This is a genomic window from Mesorhizobium sp. NFR06, from assembly GCF_900115245.1.
Taxonomy (GTDB): domain Bacteria; phylum Pseudomonadota; class Alphaproteobacteria; order Rhizobiales; family Rhizobiaceae; genus Mesorhizobium.
Genome location: NZ_FOVT01000004.1, coordinates 224,404 through 248,262, shown reverse-complemented (window position 1 = coordinate 248,262; position 23,859 = coordinate 224,404). Strand labels below are relative to the sequence as shown.

Here is a 23,859-nt window from a genome sequence, read left to right as displayed (position 1 = left end):
AGACCTCTCTCAGTGATGTCCGCCTTCGAGATAGGCGGCGCGCACTTCCGGATTGGCGAGCAGTTCCTTGCCGGTGCCGCTCATCGTCACATTGCCGTTGACCATGACATAGCCGCGCGTGGCGAGCTTGAGCGCCCCGAAGGCGTTCTGCTCGACCAGGAAAACCGTCAGGCCCTGGGTCCTGTTGAGCTCGCGGATGGCGTCGAAGATCTGCTTGACGATCAGCGGCGCGAGACCCAGCGACGGCTCGTCGAGAAGCAGCAGCTTCGGCCGGGCCATCAGCGCGCGCCCGATCGACAGCATCTGCTGCTCGCCGCCCGACAGCGTGCCGCCACGCTGGGCGATGCGCTCTTTCAGTCGCGGAAACAGCGTGAACACCTTTTCGACGTCCTCGTCATAGTGCTTGAGATTGTCGAGGCTGGCGCCCATCTGCAGGTTTTCCATCACCGTCATGCGCGGAAAGATGCGCCGCCCTTCCGGCGATTGCGCGATGCGCAAGCGGGCGATCTCGTGCGTCGGCATCTGGGTGATGTCGTTGCCGGAGAACGTGATGGTTCCGGTGCGCGCGCGGGGGGCGCCGAAAATGGTCATCATCAATGTCGACTTGCCGGCGCCGTTGGCGCCGATCAGCGCCACGATCTCACCTTGGTTGACATGCACGTTGACGCCGTTCAGCGCCCGGATGTTGCCGTAGTAGGTCTCGACGCCCTTGATGTCGAGCAGCGTTGTGCCGGCCATTATTTGCGCCCTCCACGCGTCGCGGGCTTGGCCGCTACTTCCTTCGCCAGCGCCTTCGCCTGGCCGACCCAGTCTTCGCGGGCGATGCGCCCGTCAAAGGCGAGATAGGCTTCCGCGGCTTCTATGTCGGCCTTCTTCCAGGCCGCGATCTGGTCGAAATGGAAGATGCCGTGCTCGTTCAGCTTGCGCTCGTTGACCGGGCCGATGCCCTTGATGCGGATCAGGCTGTCCGCCACGCCTCCACGCGGCGCATCGAGGCGGTTGGAAATGCCGCCGGCTTTTGCGGCCGGAGCCTTCGCGGCTGCCTTTTTTGCCGGCGCCTTGGCCGGTTTCTTCGCCGCCGGCCTTGCCCGTGCCGGAACCGGCTTGCCGGCGGTCGACGCGGCGCGCGCGTCGACCTGCGCGGCCTTCGAAGCGCCCTTCGACACCGTGACCCGTTCGCCTTCATCCGCGTGTTCGACGGTATCGGAAACTGGCCCCGCCATCATCGACGCGGAATTGCCGGGGCCATGCGCCGCATCGGGACCAGTGTCCAGTTGTTCGATGACGTCCTCGTCGCCGACCTCGGTCAGCACCGTCTCGACCTCCTCGTCGTCGACGCCGAGATAGGCGGCGATCACGCGCGGGTCGGTCCTGACCGATTGCGGACTGCCGTCGGAGATCTTGCGGCCATATTCCAGCACCACGACATGGTCGGAGATCTGCATGACCACCGACATGTCGTGCTCGATCAGCAGGATCGACGTGCTGTTCTTGATGTCCATCAAGAGCTCATTGAGCGCCGCCGACTCCCTCGGATTGAGACCGGCCGCCGGCTCGTCCAGGCACAGAAGCTCCGGCCCCGTGCACATGGCGCGCGCGATCTCCAGGCGCCGCTGCGCGCCATAGGGCAGGTCGCCGGCTGGATCGTCGGCGCGGTCGACGAGGTCGGCTTTCTCCAGCCAGTGCTTGGCAAGCTCGATCGATTCCGCCGACGCCTGGCGATAGCTCGGAACGCCGAACAGGCCGAGGATCGTGTAACCCGAAGCCTTCATCAGCTTGTTGTGCTGGGCGACGAGCAGGTTCTCCAGCAGCGTCATGCCCGAGAACAGGCGGATGTTCTGGAAGGTCCGCGCCACCTTGGCGCGCGCCGGGATTTCATGGTTAGGCAGGCGCTCGAGCAGATAGGTCGAGCCGTCGCGCCGGTTCAGCGTGATCATGCCTTCCGACGGCTTGTAGAAGCCGGTGATGCAGTTGAACACCGTCGTCTTGCCGGCGCCGTTCGGCCCGATCAGCGCGGTGATCTCGCCGCGCTTGGCCTGGAAGGACAGGTCGCCGATGGCGACAAGGCCGCCGAACTTCATCGACAGGTGCTCGACCTGCAGGATGAAATCGCTCATGGAAGCTTGCACGTTCATCAGCCGTGGCCCTCCTTGGTGAAGGAGCCCGAGACTGCTTTTCGCTTCCTCAGGAAGGCCGTCGGCTCTCGGCTGCCGACGAAGCCGCGTGGCTTCCACAGCATGACGATCACCATGGCCATGCCGAACAGAAGCATGCGGTAGAGTTCCGGCGTGAAGTCGGGGCCGAAGACCTGCTTCAGGAAATCGAGCTCGCGTAGCGCTTCTGTGCCACCGATCATCACAAGAGCCGCGACCGCGATGCCGGCCAGCGAGCCCATGCCGCCGAGCACCACGATGGCGAGGACGATCGCCGATTCCAGGAAGACGAAGGATTCGGGGCTGACGAAGCCTTGCCGGGCGGCGAAGAACGAGCCGGCGAAGCCGCCGAACATCGCGCCGGTGGCAAAGGCCGTCAGCTTGGTTGTGGTGGTGTTGATGCCGAGCGAACGGCAGGCGATCTCGTCCTCGCGCAACGCCTCCCAGGCGCGTCCGACCGGCAGTCGCCGCAGCCTGACGGTCACAAATGCCGTGAGAAGACAGAGCCCGAGGATGAGATAATAGAGGAAGATCTTGTAATAGGCGCTCGACGTGGCGATGTTCAACACCTTGGCGATGTAGTTCGGGTCCGAAACGTTGAACGTCATCAGGCCGAAGAAGGAGACTTTCGGGATGCCGGAAATGCCGGCCGAGCCGTTGGTCACCTCGCGCCAGTTGATCAGGACGAGACGGATGATCTCGCCGAAGGCCAGCGTCACGATGGCCAGGTAATCACCGCGCAGCCTGAGCACCGGGAAGCCGAGCATGACGCCCCAGAAGGCGGCCATGCAGCCGGCCGCCGGCAGCAGGATCCAGAACGACAGGCCGAAATGCGTGCCGAGCAGCGCATAGGCATAGGCGCCGACCGCATAGAAGGCGACGTAACCGAGATCGAGCAGGCCGGCGAGCCCGATGACGATGTTGAGGCCCCAGGCCAGCATCACATAGATCAGGATCTGGATGCCGAAATTGTCGACCCACTTCAGCGAACCTTGGAACCCCCCAGCTACTGATCCCGAATATAGTGCAAGCGTTATGACGACGATAACCGGATACAACGCCAGCGCGCTGACGCCCAACGCCGAGAAATGATCATGAATGAAGCTGCGGAAGTAAAACATCACCGAAGCTACGGCATAGATAATGGCCAGCGCCCGCAGGAACCGCGCATAACCGGCAAGGTCCGGCCCCAGCAGTCTATCGAGCGAGCCGGCCAACGCCAGCAGCGCAACCGCTATGACGATCGCCGCGAATAGATACGGGAGCCGGAAGAAGCGCGTCGCCAAACTGTCCGGCAGCAGGCCGGTGGCGACATCGGTAACTTTCAGGCTGGCGATAAAGGGTTGGGCGTAGGCGACATAGAGGAAGCGGCCGACGGCGGTGAGGATAACCACCAGCGCAAGCAGGCCCCAACGCCGCACCAGGATCAGTTCGTTGCTGATGTTCTGATCGGTCCTCAAACCGATGAACAGCACGAACAGGCCAAGCGAAATGGCGCCGGCGTAAAGCGCCTCGCGGAAGGCGCGCTGCAAGGGGGAGGCGACGACATCGCGCTCCGGGGACACGGTAACGGCCATGAGGATCAGACCTTCTCGACTTCAGGCCGGCCCAGGATGCCGGAGGGTAGAAAGATCAGCACGATCGCCAGGATCGAGAACGCGGCGACGTCCTTGTAGTCGATCGAGAAATAGGCCGACCACATGCTCTCGATGAAGCCGATCAGCAGCCCGCCGAGCACAGCACCAGGCAGTGAGCCGATGCCGCCGAGCACGGCCGCCGTAAAGGCTTTCACGCCCGGCACGAAGCCGTCGGAGAACACCACGACGCCGTAATACATCAGGAACAGCGTGCCTGCGACGGCGGCAAGGGCTGCACCCATGATGAAGGTGATGGAGATGGTGCGGTCGACGTCGACGCCAAGCAGCGCCGCCATCTTGCGGTCCTGCTCGCAGGCGCGCTGCGCACGCCCAAGCGCCGTTCTGTTGACGAGATACCAGAAGATCGCCAGCAGCACGGCGGTCACGAGCACGATGACGATCTGCTTCAACGAGATGCTGATGCCATTGATGGTATAGACCTGCGAGACCAGCGGCGGGATCGGCTTGTTGCGCGGGCCCTGCGTGACCTGCACGAAGTTGGACAGCGCGATCGACATGCCGATGGCGGTGATCAACGGCGCCAGCCGGAACGAGCCGCGCAATGGCCGGTAGGCCACCTTCTCGATCGTCCAGTTGTAAAGACTGGTCAAAAGCATCGCCACGATCATCATGATCAGGAGCGCCACCACCACCGGCACCGAATAGAACAGCGCGCCGAGGATGAGGAAGACGATGAGGGCAGTGAAGGCGCCGACCATGAAGATGTCGCCATGGGCGAAATTGATCATGCCGATGATGCCGTAGACCATCGTATAGCCGATTGCGATCAGCCCATAGATGGATCCCAGCGTCAGCCCGTTGATAAGCTGCTGGACGAAGTACTGCATATTTACGCGGCTCCCCTGGAATGTCGCCCGTTCCCGGGGCGCACTCCTTTTCGTATTTTCCCTAGTCGTAAAGTTTCGAGCCCGGATTGCAACGTGATTTTTCAATCGCTCCGCGTGGTTTGGAAGCACGCCATCCGATTGCCCGTTTTTTCGCACCCGACCCCTGGACTATCGCGGACCCTATCATTGGCACAACGCAATGTCTTTGACGATTCAAGCCTATGATGAGCCTCCTGTCGAAGAAATCAGCGTCAAAATAAGTTGATGAGGCGATTTCTTGCGCGAGTGAGCATGTTCCGCCTTGGACCGCCGCACATTCCGCTAGGTCAGGATTCTGTCGTGTGTGACGGCCATGTGACGGCGAGGTGTCTTCAGCGGAAAGCACCTCGCCAAAATCGAAAAGCCTTGAAGCGAAGTCTCAGTAGGCAGAGCCTCCGTCCCCATTGAGACTGTGCTTTTCGGTTCCGCTGAGTGGTGGATTGAAGACGCTGACCAGCACCATGTCGCCGGCGCTGTCGGCACGCAGGAAATGGTCGTCATGAGCATCGAGCACGTAGATCGTGCCCGGCTCGACGCGATGGATGATGCCGGTCATGTCCTCGACCTCGCCGCTGCCGGAAATGCAGTAGCAGGCCTCCAGATGCCGCCGGTATTGCAGCCGCGATTCGCTGCCCGCGCGCACCACGGTGTGGCACACCGTGAAGCCCATGCCGTCCTGCCGCGTCAGCAGCCGATGGCTTGTGCCGTTGCCCCAGTCGACGAAGAAGTCAGTTTTTTCTACATCAGCCAATTGTCTGGTGAACATTGTCGCCCTTCCACGAAAGTAGGTTTGCGAAGCGGTGGCGCTTCGAGCTCAGCGGCAGAGATCGACTTTTCGTCGTTTCCGGTTAGATTCTGCGCCGCAGTCCGGATCAATGACGCAGGTCGAACCGCGCTTCAAATGACGGATTTTGGTTTGATCAGTTAGAGAATTTTACAGATGAATTATCTGCCGCTGAACGCGATCCGAGCCTTCGAGGCGACCGCCCGCCACTTGAGCTTCTCCGCAGCCGGCGAAGAGCTGCACGTCACCCATCCCGCCATTAGCCACCAGATCAGGCGGCTGGAGGAATGGCTCGGCGTGGCGCTGTTCCATCGCGATGCGCGCAGGGTCCGGCTGACGGAGGCCGGGCTGACCCTTCAGGCGTCCGCGGGCGCCGCGCTTGCGGAGCTCGACGCCGCCTGCCGGCGAATTCGCAGGAGCGCCGGCCTGCAGTCGCTTTCGGTGGGCTGCATCCCCTCCATCGCCAGCCGGTGGCTGGTACCCCGCCTTGCGGACTTTACGGGCCGCCATCCGGAGATCGCGATCCGCGTCGCCTATGCCAAGGCCGAGGACCGGCTCGACGACAGCGATATCCTGATCACCCTCGGTGCGGATCCATCTCCGAAGACCGCCAGCTTGAAGCTGTTTTCTCGCATAAGCCGGCCGGCTTGCAGTCCGCACTATCTGGCGCGCAAGGGCCGGCTGGATACGCCGGCGGAGATCGCAGCGGCGGATCTTCTGCATGACGAGACGCGCCTGGGCTGGCGGGAGTGGTTCTCGAAGGCCGGGATCGGAAAGACCGACGTCGGCAACGGCCCGGTCTTCGCCGATTTCAACATCCTGGCGACGGCCGTAATCGCCGGCCACGGCGTCGCCCTTTGCCCGATCGAAGTCTTTCGCGAGGAACTCAGGCGCGGTGACCTTGTCGTCGTCTCCGACATTTCGACCGATGACGACAAGGGTTATTTTTTGACCATGTCGGCGCAGCCCTCCGCAGCCGAAACGAAATTCGCCGAATGGTTCCGCGATCAGGTATCGAGCACCACCTAGAACGATGTTTGAGGTGGGTGCCAGCTGAACGCGTCAGGTGACGATGAATCCATGCGCGAACGGATCGCGATCGTCGATGAAGATGGTGTTCAACCCGGTCATGCGCGCCCAGCCGCCGATCGAGGGGATGATCGCCGGCTTGCCGGCAAGGCTGACCTCTTTTTCGACCCTGCCCGTGAACAGCGAACCGATGATCGATTCATGCACGAAGCTGTCGCCGGCCTTGAGCTTGCCCTTGGCGTGAAGCTGCGCCATCCGCGCCGAGGTGCCGGTGCCGCAGGGCGAACGGTCGATGGCCTTGTCGCCATAGAACACGGCGTTGCGGGCATCGGCCTCGGCATGCCTGGGCTTGCCGGTCCACAGCATGTGCGACAACCGGTTGATGCCGGGATTCTCCGGATGGACGAAGGAGTACTTCTCGTTGAGACGCTGCCGCACCACCGGGCTCCAGGCGATGAGGTCGCCGGCCGAATGATCGGCCATGTCCCGGTAGTTCTCCTGCGGCTCGACGATGGCGTAGAAATTGCCGCCATAGGCGACGTCGACGCTGATTTCGCCGAGCACCGGGCATTCCACCGTCAGGCCTTCGGCGTAGAGGAAGGACGGCACATTGGTGATGCGCACCTCCTCGACGTATTCACCGACTTGTTTGTATTCGGCGATGACCAGCCCGGCCGGTGTATCGAGCCTCAGCACGCCCGGCGTCTTCGGCTTCACCAGTCCGTGCTCGATGGCAAAAGTTACCGTGCCGATTGTGCCGTGGCCGCACATCGGTAGGCAGCCCGAGGTCTCGATGAACAGGATGGCAATGTCGCAGTCCTCGCGCGTCGGCGGATAGAGGATCGAACCCGACATCACGTCATGGCCGCGCGGCTCGAACATCAGCCCGGTGCGTATCCAGTCATACTCGGCGAGGAAATGCGCCCGCCGCTCCATCATCGTCGAGCCCTCGAGGAGCGGCCCGCCGCCGGCGACAAGCCGCACTGGATTGCCGCAGGTGTGGCCGTCGATGCAGAAGAAGGATTTCTTGGCCATGATGCATCCCGTAATGTCAGAACCGTCGCGCACGGAAAGGGTTGAGATCGAGCGGCGGAGTCTGCCCGAGAACGAGATCGCGGATCAAGCGAGCTGTCGCCGCCGCCTGGGTCAGGCCGAGATGGCCGTGGCCGAAAGCGTAGAAAACATTCGGCGCCTTGGCTCGACCGATCACCGGCAACGAGTCCGGCAGTGACGGACGAAAACCCATCCACTCGCGCCCGCCGCACGGGTCCAGTCCCGGCAGGAAACGCTTGGCCTTTTCCAGCATCGCCTTCGAGCGCGCGAAATTGGGTGGCCGCTCGATGCCGGCGAGCTCGACCGCGCCGCCGATGCGCAGGCCGGTTTCCAGCGGCGTGATGACGAAGCCATGTCCGGAAAAGATCAGCTGCCGCTTCACGTCGAAGGCCGACACCGGCAATGTCGTGTTGTAGCCGCGCTCGGCTTCGAGCGGGATACGGTCGCCGAGGTTTCTTGCTAGGAGATGCGACCATGCCCCTGCGGCAATCAGCAGCTTCTTTGCCGTCCGCCGGCTGCCGTCGGCCAGAACGATCGTGGCGCCGTTCGCGCCCGCTTCTACGCGCTCGACCCGGGCTTGCTCGAAAGCGGCGCCGAGCCGTTCCGCATGGGCCCAGACCGCCTTTCCAAGCAGCTTCGGATCGGCCACCGTCTTCCAGCCGGGCACGAAGGTACCCTTGACGAAACGCGGCGCCAGACCCGGCTGCAGCGCCGCCATCTGCCCGCTCTCGACATGGCGGAAGTCGATGCCGAAACGTTCGCGCTCGGCCCAGCCGGGCAGCGAGGCGCGGAACTCCGCCTCGCTTTCATAGAGCTCCAGGGAGCCTTCCTCGCGCAGCATCGGCCTCGTGCCGGAGCGGTCGAGCAAGCCCATCCACTCGGCCTCGGCAAGCTTCATCATGCCGGCTTGCGCCGCAAGGCTCGCTTCATAGTGGCCCGCCGCGCCCGCCCGCCAGAAGCGGATCAGCCAGGGCAGCAGCTTCGGCAGATAGGCCGGCGGGATGGCTAACGGCCCGAGCGGGTCGGCGAGCCATTTCGGCAATTGCTTGACCATGCCCTTATGCGCCATCGGCAGCACATCGGAGAAGGCGAAGGCTGCGGCATTGCCCGAGCTCGTTTCCTCGCAAATGCCGGTACGGTCGAAGACGGTGACACTGCGCCCCGCCTCGCAGAGCAGGGTCGCAGCGCAGATGCCGATGATCCCGCCACCGATGATGGCGATGTCCTCCTCTCGCCGTTCACGGCGCGAGGACGACGCGGCGGCGGAACGCCGCTCCTCTTGCGGAGATTTGGAATTGCCTCGCACGTCAGCGCCGTCCCTTATTCGGCCGCCACCATCTTCTCCGCCGATCGAGCGCTCTGCAGCGACGGCAACTTTGGCCGCGCGCCAAGCGCATCCCGCACGATCTTCTCAACCGCCTTGCGGCGTTCGCCCGACAGCGGCTGGCGCGGCATGCGCACGCGGTCATTGGTAGCGATCGCCAGCACTTCGGCAAGCTTGATGTTTTGGACCAGATAGGTGGACACATCGAGATCGAGCAAGGGCCGGAACCAGCGATAGATTGCCAGCGCCTCCTCGCGGCGGCCTTGCTTCATCAGCTGATAGATGGCGACCGTCTCGCGCGGGAAGGCCGTGACCAGGCCCGCCACCCAGCCGATCGCGCCGACCGACAGCGCCTCGAAGGCGAGATTGTCGACGCCGGTGAAGAGATCGTACCGGTCGCCGAGTCGGTTGATGATCTCGGTCGACCGGCGGATGTCGTCGGAGGATTCCTTGATGGCGACGAAGCGCTTGTCCGATGCCAGTTCCTCCATCAGCTCGACGGTGACGTCGACGCGATAGGCCAGCCGGTTCGAATAGATCATGACCGGCAGGTCCGCGGCTTCCGCGACGGCGCGAAGGGCGGCGACGGTCTCTTGCGGGTTGGTGTGGTAGATCGGGCTCGGCACCACCATCAGACCGTCGGCGCCTTCCTTGGCGGCGCGCTTGGCGATGCTTGCCGCCTCACGCGTCCCCGGCTCGTTGACGGTAAGCAGCACCGGCTTGTTGCCGGCAACTTTTTGCGCCGTCTTCAGCACCTCGATCTTCTCGTCATGCGACAGCATCGGGCCCTCGCCGAGCGACCCGCAGACGATGATGCCATCGCAGCCGGCCTCCATCTGCAGTGAGTAGCAGCGCTCCATCTCGGCATGGTCGAGCCGGTCGTCGGCGGTGAATTTGGTCGTGACGGCGGGGAAAACTCCGGTCCACATGGTCGTCTCTCCATCTGATATATCAGTCGTATATCTATTAAGGATTGGCCTGTCAACGCTGAATCTGTTATGATATATGAAAAATATATCAGGAGCCTGCCATTGATATCCCCTCTGATATCCATTGAGCCGAACGCGACCTTCGAGCCGGCGGCGACCAAGGCCTATCGCGCGCTGGAACACATGATCGTCACGCTCGAACTGGCGCCGTCGAGCTTCGTCACCGAAGGCGCGCTGATCGAACGGCTGGGTCTCGGACGCACGCCGGTGCGCGAGGCGATACAGCGGCTGGCCTGGGAAGGACTCCTCGACATAAGACCCCGCGCGGGCATCGCGGTCGCGCCGCTTCACGCCGGCGACTGGCTGCGGGTGCTGGATGCACGGCGCGGCATCGAGGTGGTTCTCGCCCGCTCGGCCGCCCGCTTCGTCACCCGCGAGGCCGCCGACCTGTTCCACGAGGCGGCCTTGGCCATGCAGAAGGCAGTGATCTCGGGCAACGTGCTTGCCTTCATCCAGGCCGACAAGGCGCTCGACGAAGCGTTGGCCATCGCCGCCGACAACCCCTTCGCGGCGCGGGTGGCCGCCCCCCTGCAGACGCACAGCCGCCGCTTCTGGTTCCGCTACAAGGCCGACACCGGCCTCGCCGAGTCAGCCGAGCATCATGTGGCGCTGATCCGTTCCATCCTCGACGGCGACGAGGAAGGCGCGGCCAAGGACGCCAAGAAACTGATGGCGCTGCTGCGCGGCCACGCCGAAGTGGCCGCCACGCGTTGAGCGGTCACCTGCTCGAGGCCGTTTCAGCCGCCCGGCTGCCCGACCGCCGTAGCCAGAGTATCTTCCCACCCGTCACCGGCAGCCAGGATGCAGCTTCGACCCTTGACATCGGTCATCAGGATGGTCCAGGTCCCGCCAGCCGAGACGAACACCTCGAAGATGGCGGCTTCTCCGGCCACGCCGTAGCCCAGCCGCTTCTCCTCGAACGACTCTGCCAGCCTGGCGACCAGATAGTCATGGCCACCGCAGATGAACTGCGCCAGCGCAGGCGACGCCGGAAGCACCATCATGGCGCCGACGACCGCCAGCTTGACCCATCGAAACGAAAAATCGCGTGCCATAGGGCACCTCCTTCGCCTTCGCATTCCGGCAAGGGAGGCACATTCGGCCGCCTCAGTATGCCGGAAGGCTCCAGGCCGGATCGGACGTATTCATCACGTCGCTCCTTCTGGTTTCCGGTCTGTCATAGGGAGATTATGACTCCCTTGAATCGATATGGTGAGGCTTCGCCCGCTAAACAAGCGGTGGCGCATAAAGCGCGTTGGCGCAACTCGGTGCTGCGGCTCCGAGAGCCCTGAAGCGGCGCTCGGCCCGGCTCCCTGGTCGTTCAAGCGCCTGGCATAGCCGCGGTGATCGTTGGGCTGTCCCAGCCCTCACCGACGGACAGGACGCAGCTCTGGCCTTTGGTGTCCGAGGCCAGCACGGTCCAGCTGCCCTGGTCCGAGACGAAGATCTCGAGCACGACGTTCGGGTTGATCAAGCCGCTCCCGGCTTGGCTTTCGTGGAACTTGCTGCCAAGCGCCTTGATGATGTCGGCGCGCGGCGCGCACTGCCCGGCCGCTCTCGTTGGCGTGATTCCGCTGGTCATCGCCGCCGCAACCAACATTGTCGCCAAAAGATATCGTGTCATCTGACACCTCCTCGCGCCAGACGAGAACCCCGGCTTTCACCGGCGCTGTTTGATTGCCTGCGCGCATGGCAGGAATACAGCCTAAGGAAGATGGTGGTCTGTTGGTTCCATCACACGGCAATGGAATTGTTAGAATGAGCGGATGCTCCCTGGACGTGCCCCGCAGAAAATATCCACCCAGAGTTGCGCCGCGCTGTTGCGCACCCGCAGCGCGACAGTTCAAGCTCCGCGTCCGTTGGGCGGATCACCCCATCGCGTTCCTCTGGCGTCCCATAAAAAGAAAGCGCGGTTTGCACCGCGCTTCCTCAATGTTGGTTTGCAGCCGTCCGCTCAGTTCATCGTCGGGATGACGAATTCGGCGCCGTCCTTGATGCCGGACGGCCAGCGCGAGGTGACCGTCTTGGTCTTGGTGTAGAAGCGGAACGCATCCGGACCGTGCTGGTTGAGGTCGCCGAAGGACGACGCCTTCCAGCCGCCGAACGTGTAGTAGGCGATCGGAACCGGGATCGGCACGTTGATGCCGACCATGCCGACCTGAACGCGCGAGGCGAAGTCGCGCGCGGCGTCGCCGTCGCGGGTGAAGATGGCGACGCCATTGCCCATCTCGTGATCGTTGGCGAGCTTGATCGCATCCTCGTAACGCGGCGCGCGCACCACCGAGAGCACCGGCCCGAAGATCTCTTCCTTGTAGATTCGCATGTCGGCCGTGACGTTGTCGAACAGGCAGCCGCCCATGTAGTAGCCGTTCTCGTAGCCCTGCATCTTGAAGCCGCGGCCGTCGACGACGAGCTTTGCGCCTTCCTTGACGCCGATATCGACATAACCCTTCACGCGCTCCAGCGCTTGGCGCGTCACCAGCGGGCCGAAATCGGCGGATGAGTCCGTCGACGGACCGACCTTGAGGCTCTCGACGCGCGGCACCAGCTTCTCCATCAGCCGGTTGGCGGTGTCGTTGCCGACCGGCACGGCCACCGAGATCGCCATGCAGCGTTCGCCGGCCGAGCCGTAGCCGGCGCCGATCAGCGCGTCGACCGTCTGGTCCATATCGGCGTCGGGCATGATGATCATGTGGTTCTTGGCGCCGCCGAAGCACTGCACGCGCTTGCCCGCGGCGGTGCCGCGCGAATAGATATAGTGGGCGATCGGCGTCGAGCCGACGAAGCCGATAGCCTTGATGTCGGGATCGTCGAGGATGGCGTCGACGACTTCCTTGTCGCCGTTGACGACGTTGAGGATGCCAGCCGGCAGGCCGGCCTCGATGAACAGTTCGGCGATGCGGATCGGCACGCCCGGATCGCGCTCCGACGGCTTCAGGATGAAGGCGTTGCCGCAGGCGATAGCCGGGGCGATCTTCCACAGCGGGATCATCGCCGGGAAGTTGAACGGGGTTATGCCGGCGACGACGCCGAGCGGCTGGCGCATCGAATAGACGTCGATGCCCGGACCGGCGCCGTCGGTGAACTCGCCCTTCATCATGTGCGGAGCCCCGATGCAGACCTCGACCACTTCGAGGCCGCGCTGGATGTCGCCCTTGGCATCGGCAATGGTCTTGCCGTGCTCGCGCGCCAGTATGTCGGCCAGCTCTTCATAGTCGCGCTGGACCAGTTCGAGAAACTTCATCAAAACGCGCACGCGGCGCTGCGGGTTGGTGGCGGCCCACTTGGGCTGCGCGGCCTTGGCGTTTTCGACCGCCGCGCGAAGTTCCGCCTGCGAGGCCAGCGCCACCGTGCCGCGCACGGAGCCGTCCATCGGCTGCATCACGTCCTGCTTGCGGCCGCTGGTTCCGGCGACACGCTTGCCGCCGATGAAATGACCGTATTCGATCATGGTTTCTCTCCCTGTCTTGGTGATGGTCTCATTGTCCGCCTTTGTGGCCTCGATGGCAACGCGAGCAGGATAGCAACCGTTGTGCGAAAAATAGACAACGGTGGCCGACTGTGCATTAATTGTCGCAAATGGCGAGATCCGTTCGTTATTGCTGGACCTGTTAAGTTGAGTTCCTTCGCGCCCCCCTCTGTCCTGCCGGACATCTCCCCCACTTGGGGGGAGATTGCGCTCTCATTTTTGCTTTCGCCAATCACCAACGTCGCAACAGAAGAGCCAGCGACGGAACCGCTGATCTCCCCCCTTGTGGGGGAGATGTCCGGCAGGGCAGAGGGGGGCGCGAAGGAACGCGGCTTTGATCGCTGTCACCAAGGCCACTCCCATGAACTGGGATGACGTGCGCATCTTCCTCGCCGTGGCGCGAGCAGGCCAGATCCTGGGCGCGGCGAAGCGCCTGGAGCTCAACCACGCCACCGTCTCGCGCCGGATCGCCGCGCTCGAGGACGCGCTCAGGACAAAGCTCTTCCGCCGCCTGACCACCGGCAGCGAGCTGACGCCGGCCGGCGAGCGCTTCCTCGACATCGCCGAGCGCATGGAGGGCGACATGATCGCCGCGCGCTCGACCATCGCCGGCGAGGGCGACGACGTGTCCGGTACGGTGCGCATCGGCGCGCCGGACGGCTTCGGCGTCGCTTTTCTCGCCAAGCGCCTGGGCGAACTCACCGCCCTTCACCGCGAGCTCACCATCCAGCTGGTGCCGGTGCCGCGTTCCTTCTCGCTGTCGCGGCGCGAGGCCGATATCGCCATCACCGTCGAGCGGCCGACCGAAGGCCGGCTGGTGGCGGGCAAGCTGGTCGACTACACGCTCGGCCTGTTCGCTTCCAGCACCTATGCCGAAGCCAACGGCCTGCCGAAGACGGCGGCCGAACTCGGCCGGCACACGCTGATCGGCTACGTGCCGGATCTCATCGTCAGTCCTTCGCTCGACTATGCCGCCGAATTCAGCCCCGAATGGCGCACCAGCTTCGCGATTTCGTCAGCGCTCGGCCAGGCCGAAGCGGTGCGTTCCGGCGCCGGCATCGGCATCCTCCACACTTTCGTTGCCCGGTCGATGCCCGAGCTTGTGCCGGTCGACATCGTCGCGCCGATCCGCCGCGCCTACTGGCTGGTCTATCATGAATCGGTAAGGCCGCTGCGCCGCGTCCAGCTCGTCGCCAATTTTATTACCAAGGCGGTGGAGCGGGAGCGCGGCCTTTTCCTCTAGGACACGATCTAGGACCGCTTAAGCGAAACGCCCCAGTTCCCCGGCACAGAAAATCTTGACCGGTCGGCTGTGTTCGCGTTGGCAGGTGGCATGCCCTGGCGATTAGTCGAAACCGCCCAACCTCGTCATCCACGGGCGGAGCAAGGAGCGTAGCGACGCGCGCAGACCCGAGGATCCATTCCGTGACGCATGAGCGCTGCTGCGGTGCAGAATTCTGTTCGGCTGCACTCTTCGATCGGGGTCACGGAATGGATCCCAGGGTCTCCGCGACGCCGCTTCGCGGCTGCTCCGCCCAGGGATGACGAGGTTGGGAGGCGTCAGCCAATCTCCAGCGTTGGCGCTGATTTCATGAAGTGAGCGGTGAAAGCCTTGCCGGCCGACCGGCCCGCAACCTTTCAAATCCCTGCAGGAAACTAATCCGCGTCGAGCACGAATGAGCTCACCACTTTCCCAGCCTCGTCGGCAAGCGGTGCCCATTTGCGCGCGGATGCTTCGGCGCTATCGGCCGCGACCCCGCAGTCGACGAAGCCGTAATGCGAGTTGCGCAGCGTAAGCGCAATGCGGGAATGGCCGTAGAAGCTGACATTGTCATCGGCATAGTGGAAATCCATGTCGGCTATCCGCACCGGATAGCCTTCCGGAAAATGCGCCAGCCTGTCCTGGCTGAAATTGGCCGAGTCATAGGCGACGCCGATCATGGTCTGCCAGTTGCTCACCGCCCAATCCTTCTCGATGAACGCCCTGGGATCGGGCGGATTGTCAGGGGCGGTCGGATCGTAGCGATTTTGCGACACCCTGCAGGTGAGGCCTTCTTCGCCGGATTCGACCTTGAGCCGCATCGTATCGCCAAAGGTGGTTTCGCTCGTCCATTCCCCGGGATAGGTCAGCGAAAAACCGTGTTCCTTGTCGTGGACGGTCTTGTCCGCGGCAAGCGCGGCCGATGCCCAGGCCAGGTATATGGTCGCCGTCGCCAAAAGAAAAAGACGCATCTCAGCCCCCTCGCTGCGGCCGATCCTATCACAGGCAGTTGGTCGTCGCCGCCTTGCCTCCGCCACAAATCCGGCGATTTTGGCACCAGCGCGCTTCGCCATGCCATGACGGAGCGTGAGGGGGCCAATCTTCGGAAAGCCGGCGCAGACATGCGAGCCATTCTTGCCATCCTGCCGCTGCTTTTTCTGTCGGACTGCGCCAATCCCTGGACCAAGGTTCCGGAAGCGAAGCTGCCGAGGCCGATCCGCTATGCGATGTCGCGCCCTTCGCCTTTCGTCATCGGCAATTATTGCGGCCCGGGCACGCGCACCGGCGATCTGTCGGCCAGGCCGGTCGACCGCCTCGATGCCGCCTGCCAGGTCCACGACGCCTGCTACATTGCACGGCGCAATCATTGCGACTGCGATGGCGCGCTGGTCGCCTCCGCGAGGAAGATCCGTGACGACAGGACGGCGCCGCGCAAACTGCGCAGCGAGGCCGAATTTTTGATCGCCACCTTCGCGCTTCCCGTCTGCAGGATCTTTCCGCAGGGCTTCTTGCCGCCGCGCGACCCGGTTGAGCTCAAGGCTATGAACAGGGCGGCCGGATGAGCGTCAGGTCGGCGGTCGCCGGGGCGTTGCTTGGACTGGCGCTGACCGCGCTTGCCGGATGCGCGGCCATGCCCGGACATTCGGCCTGCGCCTCCTTTCCGGCTGACGATAACTGCGGCCGCCTGCCCATCTCGGCTGACAGTACCGGCGCGGAGCTTGCCATGGCGCACGACGGCAACAGCGCCTACGAGAAACAATTCCAGGCGCTGCTCGCCCATAGCCGCCTCGATGCGCTCGACCGCGCCAACGGCACCGGCCGCTTCGGGCGCGACTGGCGCGACGTCCAGAACAGCGGCTTCCACGCCACCTACCAGGCGCTGCAGCGGCTGGCGAAAACGCTCGACAAGACGGAGCCGGCGCCGACGCAGGACAAGCCCGGCGAAGGCCATTTCACCGGGCGTTGGCGCTCGTCGCGCCAGACGCTTTATCTCGATGCCGCCGCGCGGCCCTCGGCGCCCAAGACCTTCAGCTTCTCCGGCCTGCAGGCGCGCTCGGTCGAGATCGTGCTACGCCAGGCAGGACAACAGCCCCTCGATATCGGCGGCACCTGCGACGGACCGCTCGCGATCCGTGCATCTGGCCAGTCGACCACCGTCGCCACAGCCTCGCCATTCCATCTGACCCTGCCGGCCGCCGAAACCTCCGTCAGCCTATTTCCGCACGAGACGCTCCGCCGCTGCGATTTGCGCATCCGTTCGAGCCTGGCGCCGGCCGGCGCGCCGCTGACCTTGTTGCGCGAGGAGACAGCCGATCCCTGGATCGCGGAGCTCGACAGCCGCTACGACCGCTGCCCGGTGCCTGATCCGGCGGGACTGGAGGAACTCGACCGCGTCTTTTATGCCAGTCGCTGGCTGTCGCAGACCTGCTCTTTGCCGCTAACGTCGTCGACGCTGCTGCGCAAATCGCGTGACGGTTTCAACGCCAAGGTCGAAGCCCTGCTGGGCAGGACGCTGCCGGACAGCGCCTTCGACAAGGCCGACCCCGAGCTGCCGCTCGATTTCGCCAACGCCCCGAAACTCAGGCTGATCTATCTGTCGTCGCTGGAGTTCAAGGCGGATTTCTCCGGCCGCATCATGGAGCGGCTGATCCGCTATCACGCGGCTGAGGGCACCAAGGTGCGCATCCTGGTGACCGACGTGCTGGAGCGTGAGAAGGACGACGCCATGCTGCGCCGGCTGGCATCGGAATTCCCCAATGTCGAATTGCAGGAATATCGCTGGCGGGCCGATCACGGCGCACCCTTCGACGAGCAGATCTCACAACTGCACAAGACCCACCACGTCAAGATGCTGGCGGCGCTGGCGCAAAAGCCCGGCCGTTCGCGCGTCATCATCGGCGGCCGCAACATCCATGACGGTTTTCTGTTCCACAAGCCGGTCGACCTGAGCCGCTATCCGGGCCTGGAACAATACGGCAAAACCGACGGCTTCTCGCTGAACTACTATTCCAACTGGAGCGACTTCGACATCGAGATCGCCGACCCGGCGACCGTCGAGACGCTGGCCGCGCATCTGTCGACGGTCTGGCTGCGCGATGCCGACAGCAACTTGTCGCGGCCGTTTTCCATTCCGGCGCGCCCAGGCGGCCGCCCCCCGCGGGGCGTGGCACGGCATTTCATTTCCGTGCCCTACGAGGACGGCCATGCGCTGGAAGCCTATTTCGTCGAGCTGATCGACACCGCCGAGCATCGTGTCCAGATCGTCAACCCTTACCTCAACCTGACACCCGACATCGCCCGGGCCTTCGACCGGGCGCTGGCCAGGGGCGTGAAGATCGATGTCGTCGGCCGCATCGACCTCAAGGGCGATATTGGCGGCCGGTTCCTCACTGCGCTCAACAAGCTGTTCGTCGAGAGATACGGCGATCGCATCAACATCCGCGAGTTCAAGGCGCCCGATGTCGTGCTGCATTCCAAGATCATGATGATCGACGAAAGACTGGTCGCCATCTCGTCGGTCAACCTCAACAACCGCAGCTTCTTCCATGACACCGAGAACGGCATGGTCGTGCTCGATCCGGCCTTCTACCGGCGCATGAAGCCGGTCTATGACGATTACCTCGCCCATTCGCGCCCGGTCGCCACCGACGTCACGATTGGCTGGGTCTACCGGCTGCTGTTTAGCGACAACTGGGTCCGTCAGGCGTTCTGACGCCGCCCTCTCGATATGAATTATGCGTGTTGAGATTCAGGTCAGGCCGAGTCGAAGATGACGATCTCCGAGAACCGGCCTACGCCGGCCGTTTATGAGGGCTTCGGCCGGCGAAGGCCGGAGCGGGGCGTACTTGAAGTACGTGAGCACCGGCAGCGCAGGAGATCGGCATTTGCAGGCCGGCATCACCTGAACATCAGTGCACCTTAGATAGGCTTCAGGTATCGTTCCGGGCTCAGGTCGCGCGCGTTGATCTCCGGCACCCGGTTGGACATGATGTCGGCGAGCACCTTGGCCGAGCCGCAGGCCATGGTCCAGCCGAGGGTGCCGTGGCCGGTGTTGAGGTAAAGGTTGGCAAGCTCGCTTAGCCCGACCAGGGGCGGTCCGTCCGGCGTCATCGGCCGCAAACCGCACCAGAAGCTCGCCGCCTTGAGGTCGCCGCCGCCGGGGAACAGATCGCCGACCGAATGCTCGAGCGTGCGGCGGCGCGATTCATGCAGGCGAAGGTCATAGCCCGAAATCTCCGCGGTGCCGCCGACACGGATGCGGTCGCCGAGCCTGGTGATCGCCACCTTGTAGGTCTCGTCCATGACGGTCGAGACCGGCGCCGCATCGGCATTGCTGATCGGCACGGTGATCGAATAGCCCTTCACCGGATAGACCGGAATTGGTCGCCCCAGCGCGCGCATGAACTGCGCCGAATAACTTCCCATCGCCATCACGAAGGCGTCCGCGGATTTCCATCCGCTATCCGTAAGCACATTGGTGAGGCGATTGCGGTTCCTGACCATGCGCCGGATGGTCGAGCCGTATTCGAAGGTCACGCCGCGCGCCACGCAGAGTTCGGCGAGCCTGTCGGTGAACATCTTGCAGTCGCCTGTCTCGTCGCCGGGCAGCCTGAGGCCGCCGACGATTTTTTCACGCACCGCCGCAAGCGCCGGCTCGGCCGCGATACAGCCATCGCGGTCGAGGATCTCGTAGGGCACGCCGTATTTCTTGAGCACCTCGACGTCGCCGCCCGTGCCGTCGAGCTGCTTTTGCTTGCGGAAGAGCTGCAGCGTGCCTTTGGTCCGTTCGTCGTAAGTGATGCCGGTCGCCTCGCGCAGCGCCTTCAGCGTGTCGCGGCTGTATTCGGCAAGCGGCACCATGCGCGACTTGTTGAGCGCGTAGCGCTCGGCCGTGCAGTTGCGCAGCATCTTGATGAGCCACGCCCACATATTCGGATCGAAGGCCGGCCGCACGACCAGCGGGCCGTATTTCATCAGCAGCCATTTGACGGCTTTGACCGGGATGCCGGGCCCGGCCCAGGGCGAGGCATAGCCCGGCGATACTTCGCCGGCATTGGCGAAGCTGGTTTCGAGCGCCGGCCCCGGCTGGCGATCGTAGACGGTCACTTCATGACCGGCCTCCGCGAGGAAGTAAGCGGTGGTGACCCCGATCACACCGCCGCCCAGCACGATGACTTTCATTCTATGCTCCCTCAAAGCCGATCATGCCGCGGAAGGCCCCGGATCGTCCTCTTCTGTCTGCCGGATTTTGCCGCGCCCGCCAAGGGGCCAGTCATCGGCGGGCGCGCTGTAGACCAGCTTGAGACCGTGGCCTCGCCGCTCGGCCGCACGATCCTGTGCCGTTCGCCGCGCCGCCTCCGGCTGGAAGGCCACATACTCGAGAAGGATCGGGCAGGCAGGGCCGTCGGGCCGCTCGGCCAGCGCGGATTGGCCCGCCCTCATGCCAAGCAGGCAGAGGCCGCGCCATGTGGCGACCGGCAGGCCGGAGCCGACGGGAGCGGATGCTTCGGCCTGCACCAGCGTTCGCGTATCGGATGGATCGCCGCCGACGCGGAAAATCACCCGACTGTTGAGCGTGGCAAGATCGGGCCCGACAGCGCCGGCTGCAACGACGCTGCTCTCGGCAAGCTTGCGCTCAAGCATCGGCGTGATCGGATCGGCAAGCGCGCGACCGCGCATCAGCATCGCCTCGAGCACCGCGAAGTCATTGGCCGTGAGGCGGTAGACGGTCCTGGTCATGGCACTCTCCGCGATGACGTTTGCTCGACGGCTTCGATCGTTGCCGAAAGAACCCGGCTGTCGCGGCTTCGCCACGAAACCATGCGGCCCGCCCGGGCGCCGATCAGCGCCGTGCCGAGCGGCGTCAGCACCGATATGCGCCCTTCGGCGATGTCGGCCTCCGCCGGATAGACCAGCGTCACCTTCCGATGACTTCCCTCCGCGTCGTGGAGCGTAACCGTCGAGCCCATCCTCACCACGTCGGTGGGCATGGCCTTGTCGGCGGCGATCCTGGCGCGGTCCATCTCGGCAAGCAGATCCTCGGCCATGTCGGGCACACGGTCGAGAAAAGCCCTGGCAAGACTGCTCAGCCGGCCGTGATCCGCGGCGCTGACGAGGATGGCGTATCGAGAACGCGATTGTGTTGCTGCATGCATGGCATACCTCAAATGCTGGCGCATCGGCGACTGAATGCGCGCAAGCCGCCGGCTCCCAGGCTTGTCCAGGAATAGAGGCGGCGAACAAAACCGGGCCGCAAAGGCCGTCGGCTCGATGAAGATGTCAGGAATTCAAACGCCCCGGTTCACGCGGCCGCCGGCATCGGCGGCCACGCCGGGGCTACGCTCCCGCGATGGGGCAAACCCTGAAGCAGGTTTTTGTATAAGCGAGGTTGCTCATGCGGCGAACCTTGCCGAGAAGCATCGGCTTGTCAAGCAAGGCGCCCGCACATGCGCCGCTTCACCCGCCTGACTAACGGCTTCTCAAAGAAGGTAGAGGCCCACGCCAATACGGTTGCCCTGCATTTCATGTACTACAATCCGTGCGCATCCATGCTTCGCTGCGCATGACCCGGCAATGGCCGCAGGCGCGGCCGACAAGCTTTGGGAGATTGGTGATATCGTCGCGTTGATCGAAGCCAAGGAAGCATAGAAGCCGATGGTGCGCGGCTCCTACAAAAGGCGTCTTGGAGAATGTCGCAGGCATTGGATATTTTATTTCGCCATGCTAATTCATTTAGATGTCCTTTCTGATCTTGTCCTTTGTAGCGGTCGTCATCCCATATGGTCTTGAGCGACTATTTTCTGCGAGAAAGTTTGGATTCTTTGCACTTATATTTTGGCTTTTTGCCTTTCAATGTGGCATTTTGCTCGGGGGTGAAATCATCCTCGAAAATCACCTAGGCCATTCATTGCCCAGTTGGGTTACAACACTCGGCTTTGCGATGGGAGTATTCGCCTACATGACGATTGGCATGACGTCTTTCGCTGCCGTCGCTGCCGCATTAGGATTCGGCACAGTGATCGCAGCCCGCTGGTTCTTGAGAAAGCCAGGGGGAAATTCAAACTGACCCACTACCGCCCTCATCAGAAGCAATCCCAGGAAAAGTGGGCAGCGGTTTGCGTCCGGGATTGCGAAAAGACAAAGCTCTTAGAGCGGGGCGGCGATTCTATAAATCGCTGAACCGCTCTAAATGCCGATGTAGCGGCGGTGAAAGCGCGAACCCAGGCTGGTCAAAATCTCGTAGCCGATGGTGCCGGCGTGGCCGGCCGCGTCGTCGACGCTTTGCGACGGGCCGATGAGCTCTACGAGGTCGCCCTCGCTGAGCCGGCCGGCCGGAAGCGCCGAAATGTCGAGGATGATCGAGTCCATCGACACGCGTCCGATGAAAGGCAACCGCGTGCCCTCGAACCAGGCGGCCGAAGCGGCGCGTCGGTGCCAACCGTCGCCATAGCCCAGCGAAATGGTCGCCAGGCTGAGCGGACCGTCCGCATTATGGCTATGGCCATAGCCGATGCCGGCGCCCGCGCCGACCTCGCGCGTCTGCGCCACCTTGGCTTGCAGTCGGATCACCGGCCGCATCGGGTTGGGTTGGTGAGGCGTCGGGTTGACGCCGTAGAGGGCTGCTCCCGGACGGACAAGGTCGTAGTGCCAAGCCGGCCCCAGAAAGATGCCGGATGAGTTGGCGAGCGAAGCAGGCGCGGCCGGCAGCATTTTGCGCAGGCGGTCGAACTCCAGCCGCTGCTGCTCGTTCGCCCCCTGGCGCGGCTCGTCGGCGCGGGCGAGGTGGCTCATCACGAAACGGATGTCGATGCCGTCGAAGGCGCCGGCCTCCCCGGCGACCGCCTCGACTTCCGCCGGCGCCATGCCAAGCCGGGCCATCCCGCTGTCGACCTGGATGGCGGCGGGCAGGCTCTTGCCCATGCCTCGCGCGGTCTCGCGCCAGGCTTTCAGCTGCGCGGCGCTGTTGATGACGGGGCAAAGCCCGGCTGCCACGGCTTCCGGTTCCGAACCGGGCGGCAAGCCATTCAGCACGAAGATGTCAGACCCGCTGCCGATCGCCTTGCGCAACGCGATGCCCTCGCCGAGCAGCGCGACAAAGAAGATGTCGCAGCCCTCTTTCGCCAGCGCCGAGGCCACTTGCGCGGCGCCAAGCCCATAGCCGTCGGCCTTGAGCACGCCGGCGCAGCGGACGCCGTTCAGCCGCGCCTTCAGCCGGCGGTAGTTTTCCCGAATGGCGCCGAGGTCGATCGTCAGGATCGCGCCGGCCGCCGCCTCGCTCGGCGTAGAGCTACTACCAATGGCAGCCGTTTGCGGCAAAGGCGCTTTGGCGTCGCTCATCGAGGCAATCGCGTCAGACAAAGACTGTTTGCGCCTGTTGGGGAGGCACGCGGTCGTCGAGGTCGGCGCCGCCCCTCATCGCCCTGCCGGGCACTTCTCCCCGTATAGTGACGGGGAGAAGGGGCTGGCCGCAACCCCGGCGCCTTTCTGGCGACCTTGGTGATCGGCGAAACCGGTGACGAGAGCGCCCCTCTCCCCGTCACTATACGGGGAGAGGATGCCGGCAGGCAGGTGAGGGGCGGCGCTGACGCTCCGCCAAAGTGTGCTTGCCATGCGTTCATGTCTGCCTCGTGTTTGCGGCGCAACGGCATCAATAGAGCATGATCCCGAACAGTGCGAACCCGTTTTGCTCGGCCGAACCCGCCTGGGAGGGACCAGAGGCACGCCACCGCACCCAAGACTGTTAAGAGACCAGATGCTGGAACGCCGCCACCACCTGTTCGTAGACATGGCGCTTGAACGGCACGATCAGTTCAGGCAGCTCCCGCATCGGCCGCCAGGCCCACTGATCGAACTCCGCCGCGTGGCCGCCGGGCGGCGGATTGATCTCGATCTCGCTCTCGTCGCCCTCGAAGCGGTAGGCGAACCATTTCTGCGTCTGGCCGCGATAGCGGCCCTTGAAGGCGACGCCGACCAGATGCGGCGGCAGGTCGTAATTGATCCAGCGCGGCGCTTCGGCCAGCAGCGACACGCTGCGCATGCCGGTTTCCTCGTAGAGCTCCCGCCCGGCGGCTTCGATCGGCTCTTCGCCCTTGTCGATGCCGCCTTGCGGCATCTGCCAGAGCTGCGTGGTGCCGGCGAACTCGCTGTCCGGCTCGGCGATCCGATGCCCGACCCAGACCAGGCCTGCCCTGTTGAGGATCATCAGTCCGACGCAAGGGCGATAAGGCAGTGTTTCGGGATCGATCATCTTCTTGGACATTCCTGGATTCCAGC

Annotated in this window: 22 protein-coding genes and 2 pseudogenes; 7 read left to right on the top strand and 17 right to left on the bottom strand. The window is 63.9% G+C overall.

The window, feature by feature from the left end:
* Positions 1 to 9 precede the first annotated feature (9 nt).
* The 5 genes and pseudogenes from F3H96_RS10100 to F3H96_RS10080 all read right to left on the bottom strand — a co-directional run bounded on the left by F3H96_RS10100 (position 10) and on the right by F3H96_RS10080 (position 5,443).
* Positions 10 to 738 (bottom strand): ABC transporter ATP-binding protein, encoded by a 729-nt coding sequence (locus F3H96_RS10100; RefSeq protein WP_149791790.1) that lies wholly within the window; start codon positions 736 to 738, stop codon positions 10 to 12.
* Positions 738 to 2,135 (bottom strand): ATP-binding cassette domain-containing protein, encoded by a 1,398-nt coding sequence (locus F3H96_RS10095; protein ID WP_149791789.1) that lies wholly within the window; start codon positions 2,133 to 2,135, stop codon positions 738 to 740. Before F3H96_RS10095 ends, F3H96_RS10100 begins: the two co-directional genes overlap by 1 nt.
* Positions 2,135 to 3,667: pseudogene (gene livM / locus F3H96_RS10090) on the bottom strand (high-affinity branched-chain amino acid ABC transporter permease LivM); the annotation flags it as partial. The gene F3H96_RS10095 and the pseudogene livM, both read right to left, overlap by 1 nt.
* Before the next feature lie 68 nt (positions 3,668 to 3,735).
* Positions 3,736 to 4,638, bottom strand: coding sequence for a branched-chain amino acid ABC transporter permease LivH (locus F3H96_RS10085; protein ID WP_149791787.1), 903 nt, complete (start codon positions 4,636 to 4,638; stop codon positions 3,736 to 3,738).
* Between the two features lie 418 nt (positions 4,639 to 5,056).
* On the bottom strand, positions 5,057 to 5,443 hold the full coding sequence (locus F3H96_RS10080) for an ectoine synthase (protein WP_149791786.1): 387 nt from the start codon (positions 5,441 to 5,443) through the stop codon (positions 5,057 to 5,059).
* A gap of 174 nt (positions 5,444 to 5,617) precedes the next feature.
* Here F3H96_RS10080 and F3H96_RS10075 point away from each other — a divergent pair, with 174 nt between their 5' ends.
* On the top strand, positions 5,618 to 6,490 hold the full coding sequence (locus tag F3H96_RS10075) for a LysR substrate-binding domain-containing protein (protein WP_149791785.1): 873 nt from the start codon (positions 5,618 to 5,620) through the stop codon (positions 6,488 to 6,490).
* A gap of 33 nt (positions 6,491 to 6,523) precedes the next feature.
* Here F3H96_RS10075 and F3H96_RS10070 read toward each other — a convergent pair whose 3' ends face one another.
* From F3H96_RS10070 to F3H96_RS10060, 3 genes are read right to left on the bottom strand one after another with little or no spacing between them, the layout of a single operon-like run.
* Positions 6,524 to 7,525, bottom strand: a complete 1,002-nt coding sequence (locus F3H96_RS10070; RefSeq protein WP_149791784.1) for a 4-hydroxyproline epimerase — start codon at positions 7,523 to 7,525, stop codon at positions 6,524 to 6,526.
* Between the two features lie 16 nt (positions 7,526 to 7,541).
* Positions 7,542 to 8,849, bottom strand: coding sequence for an FAD-binding oxidoreductase (locus F3H96_RS10065; protein ID WP_149791783.1), 1,308 nt, complete (start codon positions 8,847 to 8,849; stop codon positions 7,542 to 7,544).
* 14 nt (positions 8,850 to 8,863) lie between these two features.
* Entirely contained in the window at positions 8,864 to 9,796 is a 933-nt protein-coding gene (locus F3H96_RS10060) for a dihydrodipicolinate synthase family protein (RefSeq protein WP_149791782.1), read from the bottom strand.
* Positions 9,797 to 9,865: 69 nt separating this feature from the next.
* Between F3H96_RS10060 and F3H96_RS10055 the strand changes: the two genes are divergently transcribed.
* Positions 9,866 to 10,570, top strand: a complete 705-nt coding sequence (locus tag F3H96_RS10055; protein ID WP_244619952.1) for a GntR family transcriptional regulator — start codon at positions 9,866 to 9,868, stop codon at positions 10,568 to 10,570.
* Positions 10,571 to 10,593: 23 nt separating this feature from the next.
* On the opposite strand, the gene F3H96_RS10050 is transcribed toward F3H96_RS10055, so the two are convergent.
* The 3 genes from F3H96_RS10050 to F3H96_RS10040 form a co-directional block, all read right to left on the bottom strand.
* Entirely contained in the window at positions 10,594 to 10,911 is a 318-nt protein-coding gene (locus F3H96_RS10050) for a hypothetical protein (protein ID WP_244619951.1), read from the bottom strand.
* Positions 10,912 to 11,177: 266 nt separating this feature from the next.
* Positions 11,178 to 11,480, bottom strand: a complete 303-nt coding sequence (locus F3H96_RS10045) for a hypothetical protein (RefSeq protein WP_149791781.1) — start codon at positions 11,478 to 11,480, stop codon at positions 11,178 to 11,180.
* 330 nt (positions 11,481 to 11,810) lie between these two features.
* Positions 11,811 to 13,307 carry a CoA-acylating methylmalonate-semialdehyde dehydrogenase gene (locus F3H96_RS10040; RefSeq protein ID WP_149791780.1) on the bottom strand — a complete coding sequence of 499 codons (1,497 nt, stop codon included), beginning with the start codon at positions 13,305 to 13,307 and terminating at the stop codon, positions 11,811 to 11,813.
* 379 nt (positions 13,308 to 13,686) lie between these two features.
* On the opposite strand from F3H96_RS10040, the gene F3H96_RS10030 reads away from it, so the two are divergent.
* Positions 13,687 to 14,568, top strand: a complete 882-nt coding sequence (locus F3H96_RS10030) for a LysR family transcriptional regulator (RefSeq protein WP_149791779.1) — start codon at positions 13,687 to 13,689, stop codon at positions 14,566 to 14,568.
* A 413-nt stretch (positions 14,569 to 14,981) separates the two neighbouring features.
* Here F3H96_RS10030 and F3H96_RS10025 read toward each other — a convergent pair whose 3' ends face one another.
* Positions 14,982 to 15,557 (bottom strand): hypothetical protein, encoded by a 576-nt coding sequence (locus F3H96_RS10025; RefSeq protein WP_149791778.1) that lies wholly within the window; start codon positions 15,555 to 15,557, stop codon positions 14,982 to 14,984.
* Between the two features lie 150 nt (positions 15,558 to 15,707).
* Here F3H96_RS10025 and F3H96_RS10020 point away from each other — a divergent pair, with 150 nt between their 5' ends.
* Together F3H96_RS10020 and F3H96_RS10015 are read left to right on the top strand one after the other, a co-directional pair.
* A complete protein-coding gene (locus tag F3H96_RS10020) occupies positions 15,708 to 16,148 on the top strand; it encodes a hypothetical protein (protein ID WP_149791777.1) in 441 nt (146 codons plus the stop codon).
* Positions 16,145 to 18,298, top strand: a complete 2,154-nt coding sequence (locus tag F3H96_RS10015; RefSeq protein WP_149791776.1) for a phosphatidylserine/phosphatidylglycerophosphate/cardiolipin synthase family protein — start codon at positions 16,145 to 16,147, stop codon at positions 18,296 to 18,298. The genes F3H96_RS10020 and F3H96_RS10015 overlap by 4 nt, the downstream gene beginning before the upstream one ends.
* Positions 18,299 to 18,504: 206 nt before the next feature.
* Here the strand turns inward: F3H96_RS10015 and F3H96_RS10010 are convergent, their stop codons facing one another.
* From F3H96_RS10010 to rnk, 3 genes are read right to left on the bottom strand one after another with little or no spacing between them, the layout of a single operon-like run.
* Entirely contained in the window at positions 18,505 to 19,767 is a 1,263-nt protein-coding gene (locus F3H96_RS10010) for a D-amino acid dehydrogenase (RefSeq protein ID WP_149791775.1), read from the bottom strand.
* Between the two features lie 21 nt (positions 19,768 to 19,788).
* Entirely contained in the window at positions 19,789 to 20,325 is a 537-nt protein-coding gene (locus F3H96_RS10005; protein ID WP_149791774.1) for a nucleoside-diphosphate kinase, read from the bottom strand.
* A complete protein-coding gene (gene rnk / locus F3H96_RS10000) occupies positions 20,322 to 20,741 on the bottom strand; it encodes a nucleoside diphosphate kinase regulator (RefSeq protein ID WP_149791773.1) in 420 nt (139 codons plus the stop codon). The genes F3H96_RS10005 and rnk overlap by 4 nt, the downstream gene beginning before the upstream one ends.
* A gap of 282 nt (positions 20,742 to 21,023) precedes the next feature.
* Here rnk and F3H96_RS31035 point away from each other — a divergent pair.
* Both F3H96_RS31035 and F3H96_RS09995 read left to right on the top strand, forming a co-directional pair.
* A pseudogene (locus F3H96_RS31035) lies at positions 21,024 to 21,219 on the top strand (IS1 family transposase); the annotation flags it as partial.
* A gap of 103 nt (positions 21,220 to 21,322) precedes the next feature.
* On the top strand, positions 21,323 to 21,652 hold the full coding sequence (locus F3H96_RS09995; RefSeq protein ID WP_149791772.1) for a hypothetical protein: 330 nt from the start codon (positions 21,323 to 21,325) through the stop codon (positions 21,650 to 21,652).
* Positions 21,653 to 21,771: 119 nt separating this feature from the next.
* Here the strand turns inward: F3H96_RS09995 and alr are convergent, their stop codons facing one another.
* Both alr and F3H96_RS09980 read right to left on the bottom strand, forming a co-directional pair.
* Positions 21,772 to 22,923: an alanine racemase gene (gene alr, locus F3H96_RS09990; RefSeq protein WP_149791771.1), complete on the bottom strand. Its 1,152-nt coding sequence runs from the start codon at positions 22,921 to 22,923 to the stop codon at positions 21,772 to 21,774.
* 403 nt (positions 22,924 to 23,326) lie between these two features.
* Positions 23,327 to 23,845 (bottom strand): RNA pyrophosphohydrolase, encoded by a 519-nt coding sequence (locus F3H96_RS09980; protein ID WP_149791770.1) that lies wholly within the window; start codon positions 23,843 to 23,845, stop codon positions 23,327 to 23,329.
* Positions 23,846 to 23,859: the final 14 nt, after the last annotated feature.

Bases quoted from the DNA above. Each gene is read 5' to 3' on its own strand.
- F3H96_RS10100 (WP_149791790.1), bottom strand. From the start codon at position 738: ATGGCCGGCACAACGCTGCTCGACATCAAGGGCGTCGAGACCTACTAC.
- F3H96_RS10095 (WP_149791789.1), bottom strand. From the start codon at position 2,135: ATGAACGTGCAAGCTTCCATGAGCGATTTCATCCTGCAGGTCGAGCAC.
- F3H96_RS10085 (WP_149791787.1), bottom strand. From the start codon at position 4,638: ATGCAGTACTTCGTCCAGCAGCTTATCAACGGGCTGACGCTGGGATCC.
- F3H96_RS10080 (WP_149791786.1), bottom strand. From the start codon at position 5,443: ATGTTCACCAGACAATTGGCTGATGTAGAAAAAACTGACTTCTTCGTC.
- F3H96_RS10075 (WP_149791785.1), top strand. From the start codon at position 5,618: ATGAATTATCTGCCGCTGAACGCGATCCGAGCCTTCGAGGCGACCGCC.
- F3H96_RS10070 (WP_149791784.1), bottom strand. From the start codon at position 7,525: ATGGCCAAGAAATCCTTCTTCTGCATCGACGGCCACACCTGCGGCAAT.
- F3H96_RS10060 (WP_149791782.1), bottom strand. From the start codon at position 9,796: ATGTGGACCGGAGTTTTCCCCGCCGTCACGACCAAATTCACCGCCGAC.
- F3H96_RS10055 (WP_244619952.1), top strand. From the start codon at position 9,866: ATGATATATGAAAAATATATCAGGAGCCTGCCATTGATATCCCCTCTG.
- F3H96_RS10050 (WP_244619951.1), bottom strand. From the start codon at position 10,911: ATGGCACGCGATTTTTCGTTTCGATGGGTCAAGCTGGCGGTCGTCGGC.
- F3H96_RS10045 (WP_149791781.1), bottom strand. From the start codon at position 11,480: ATGACACGATATCTTTTGGCGACAATGTTGGTTGCGGCGGCGATGACC.
- F3H96_RS10040 (WP_149791780.1), bottom strand. From the start codon at position 13,307: ATGATCGAATACGGTCATTTCATCGGCGGCAAGCGTGTCGCCGGAACC.
- F3H96_RS10030 (WP_149791779.1), top strand. From the start codon at position 13,687: ATGAACTGGGATGACGTGCGCATCTTCCTCGCCGTGGCGCGAGCAGGC.
- F3H96_RS10025 (WP_149791778.1), bottom strand. From the start codon at position 15,557: ATGCGTCTTTTTCTTTTGGCGACGGCGACCATATACCTGGCCTGGGCA.
- F3H96_RS10020 (WP_149791777.1), top strand. From the start codon at position 15,708: ATGCGAGCCATTCTTGCCATCCTGCCGCTGCTTTTTCTGTCGGACTGC.
- F3H96_RS10015 (WP_149791776.1), top strand. From the start codon at position 16,145: ATGAGCGTCAGGTCGGCGGTCGCCGGGGCGTTGCTTGGACTGGCGCTG.
- F3H96_RS10010 (WP_149791775.1), bottom strand. From the start codon at position 19,767: ATGAAAGTCATCGTGCTGGGCGGCGGTGTGATCGGGGTCACCACCGCT.
- F3H96_RS10005 (WP_149791774.1), bottom strand. From the start codon at position 20,325: ATGACCAGGACCGTCTACCGCCTCACGGCCAATGACTTCGCGGTGCTC.
- rnk (WP_149791773.1), bottom strand. From the start codon at position 20,741: ATGCATGCAGCAACACAATCGCGTTCTCGATACGCCATCCTCGTCAGC.
- F3H96_RS09995 (WP_149791772.1), top strand. From the start codon at position 21,323: ATGTCCTTTCTGATCTTGTCCTTTGTAGCGGTCGTCATCCCATATGGT.
- alr (WP_149791771.1), bottom strand. From the start codon at position 22,923: ATGAGCGACGCCAAAGCGCCTTTGCCGCAAACGGCTGCCATTGGTAGT.
- F3H96_RS09980 (WP_149791770.1), bottom strand. From the start codon at position 23,845: ATGTCCAAGAAGATGATCGATCCCGAAACACTGCCTTATCGCCCTTGC.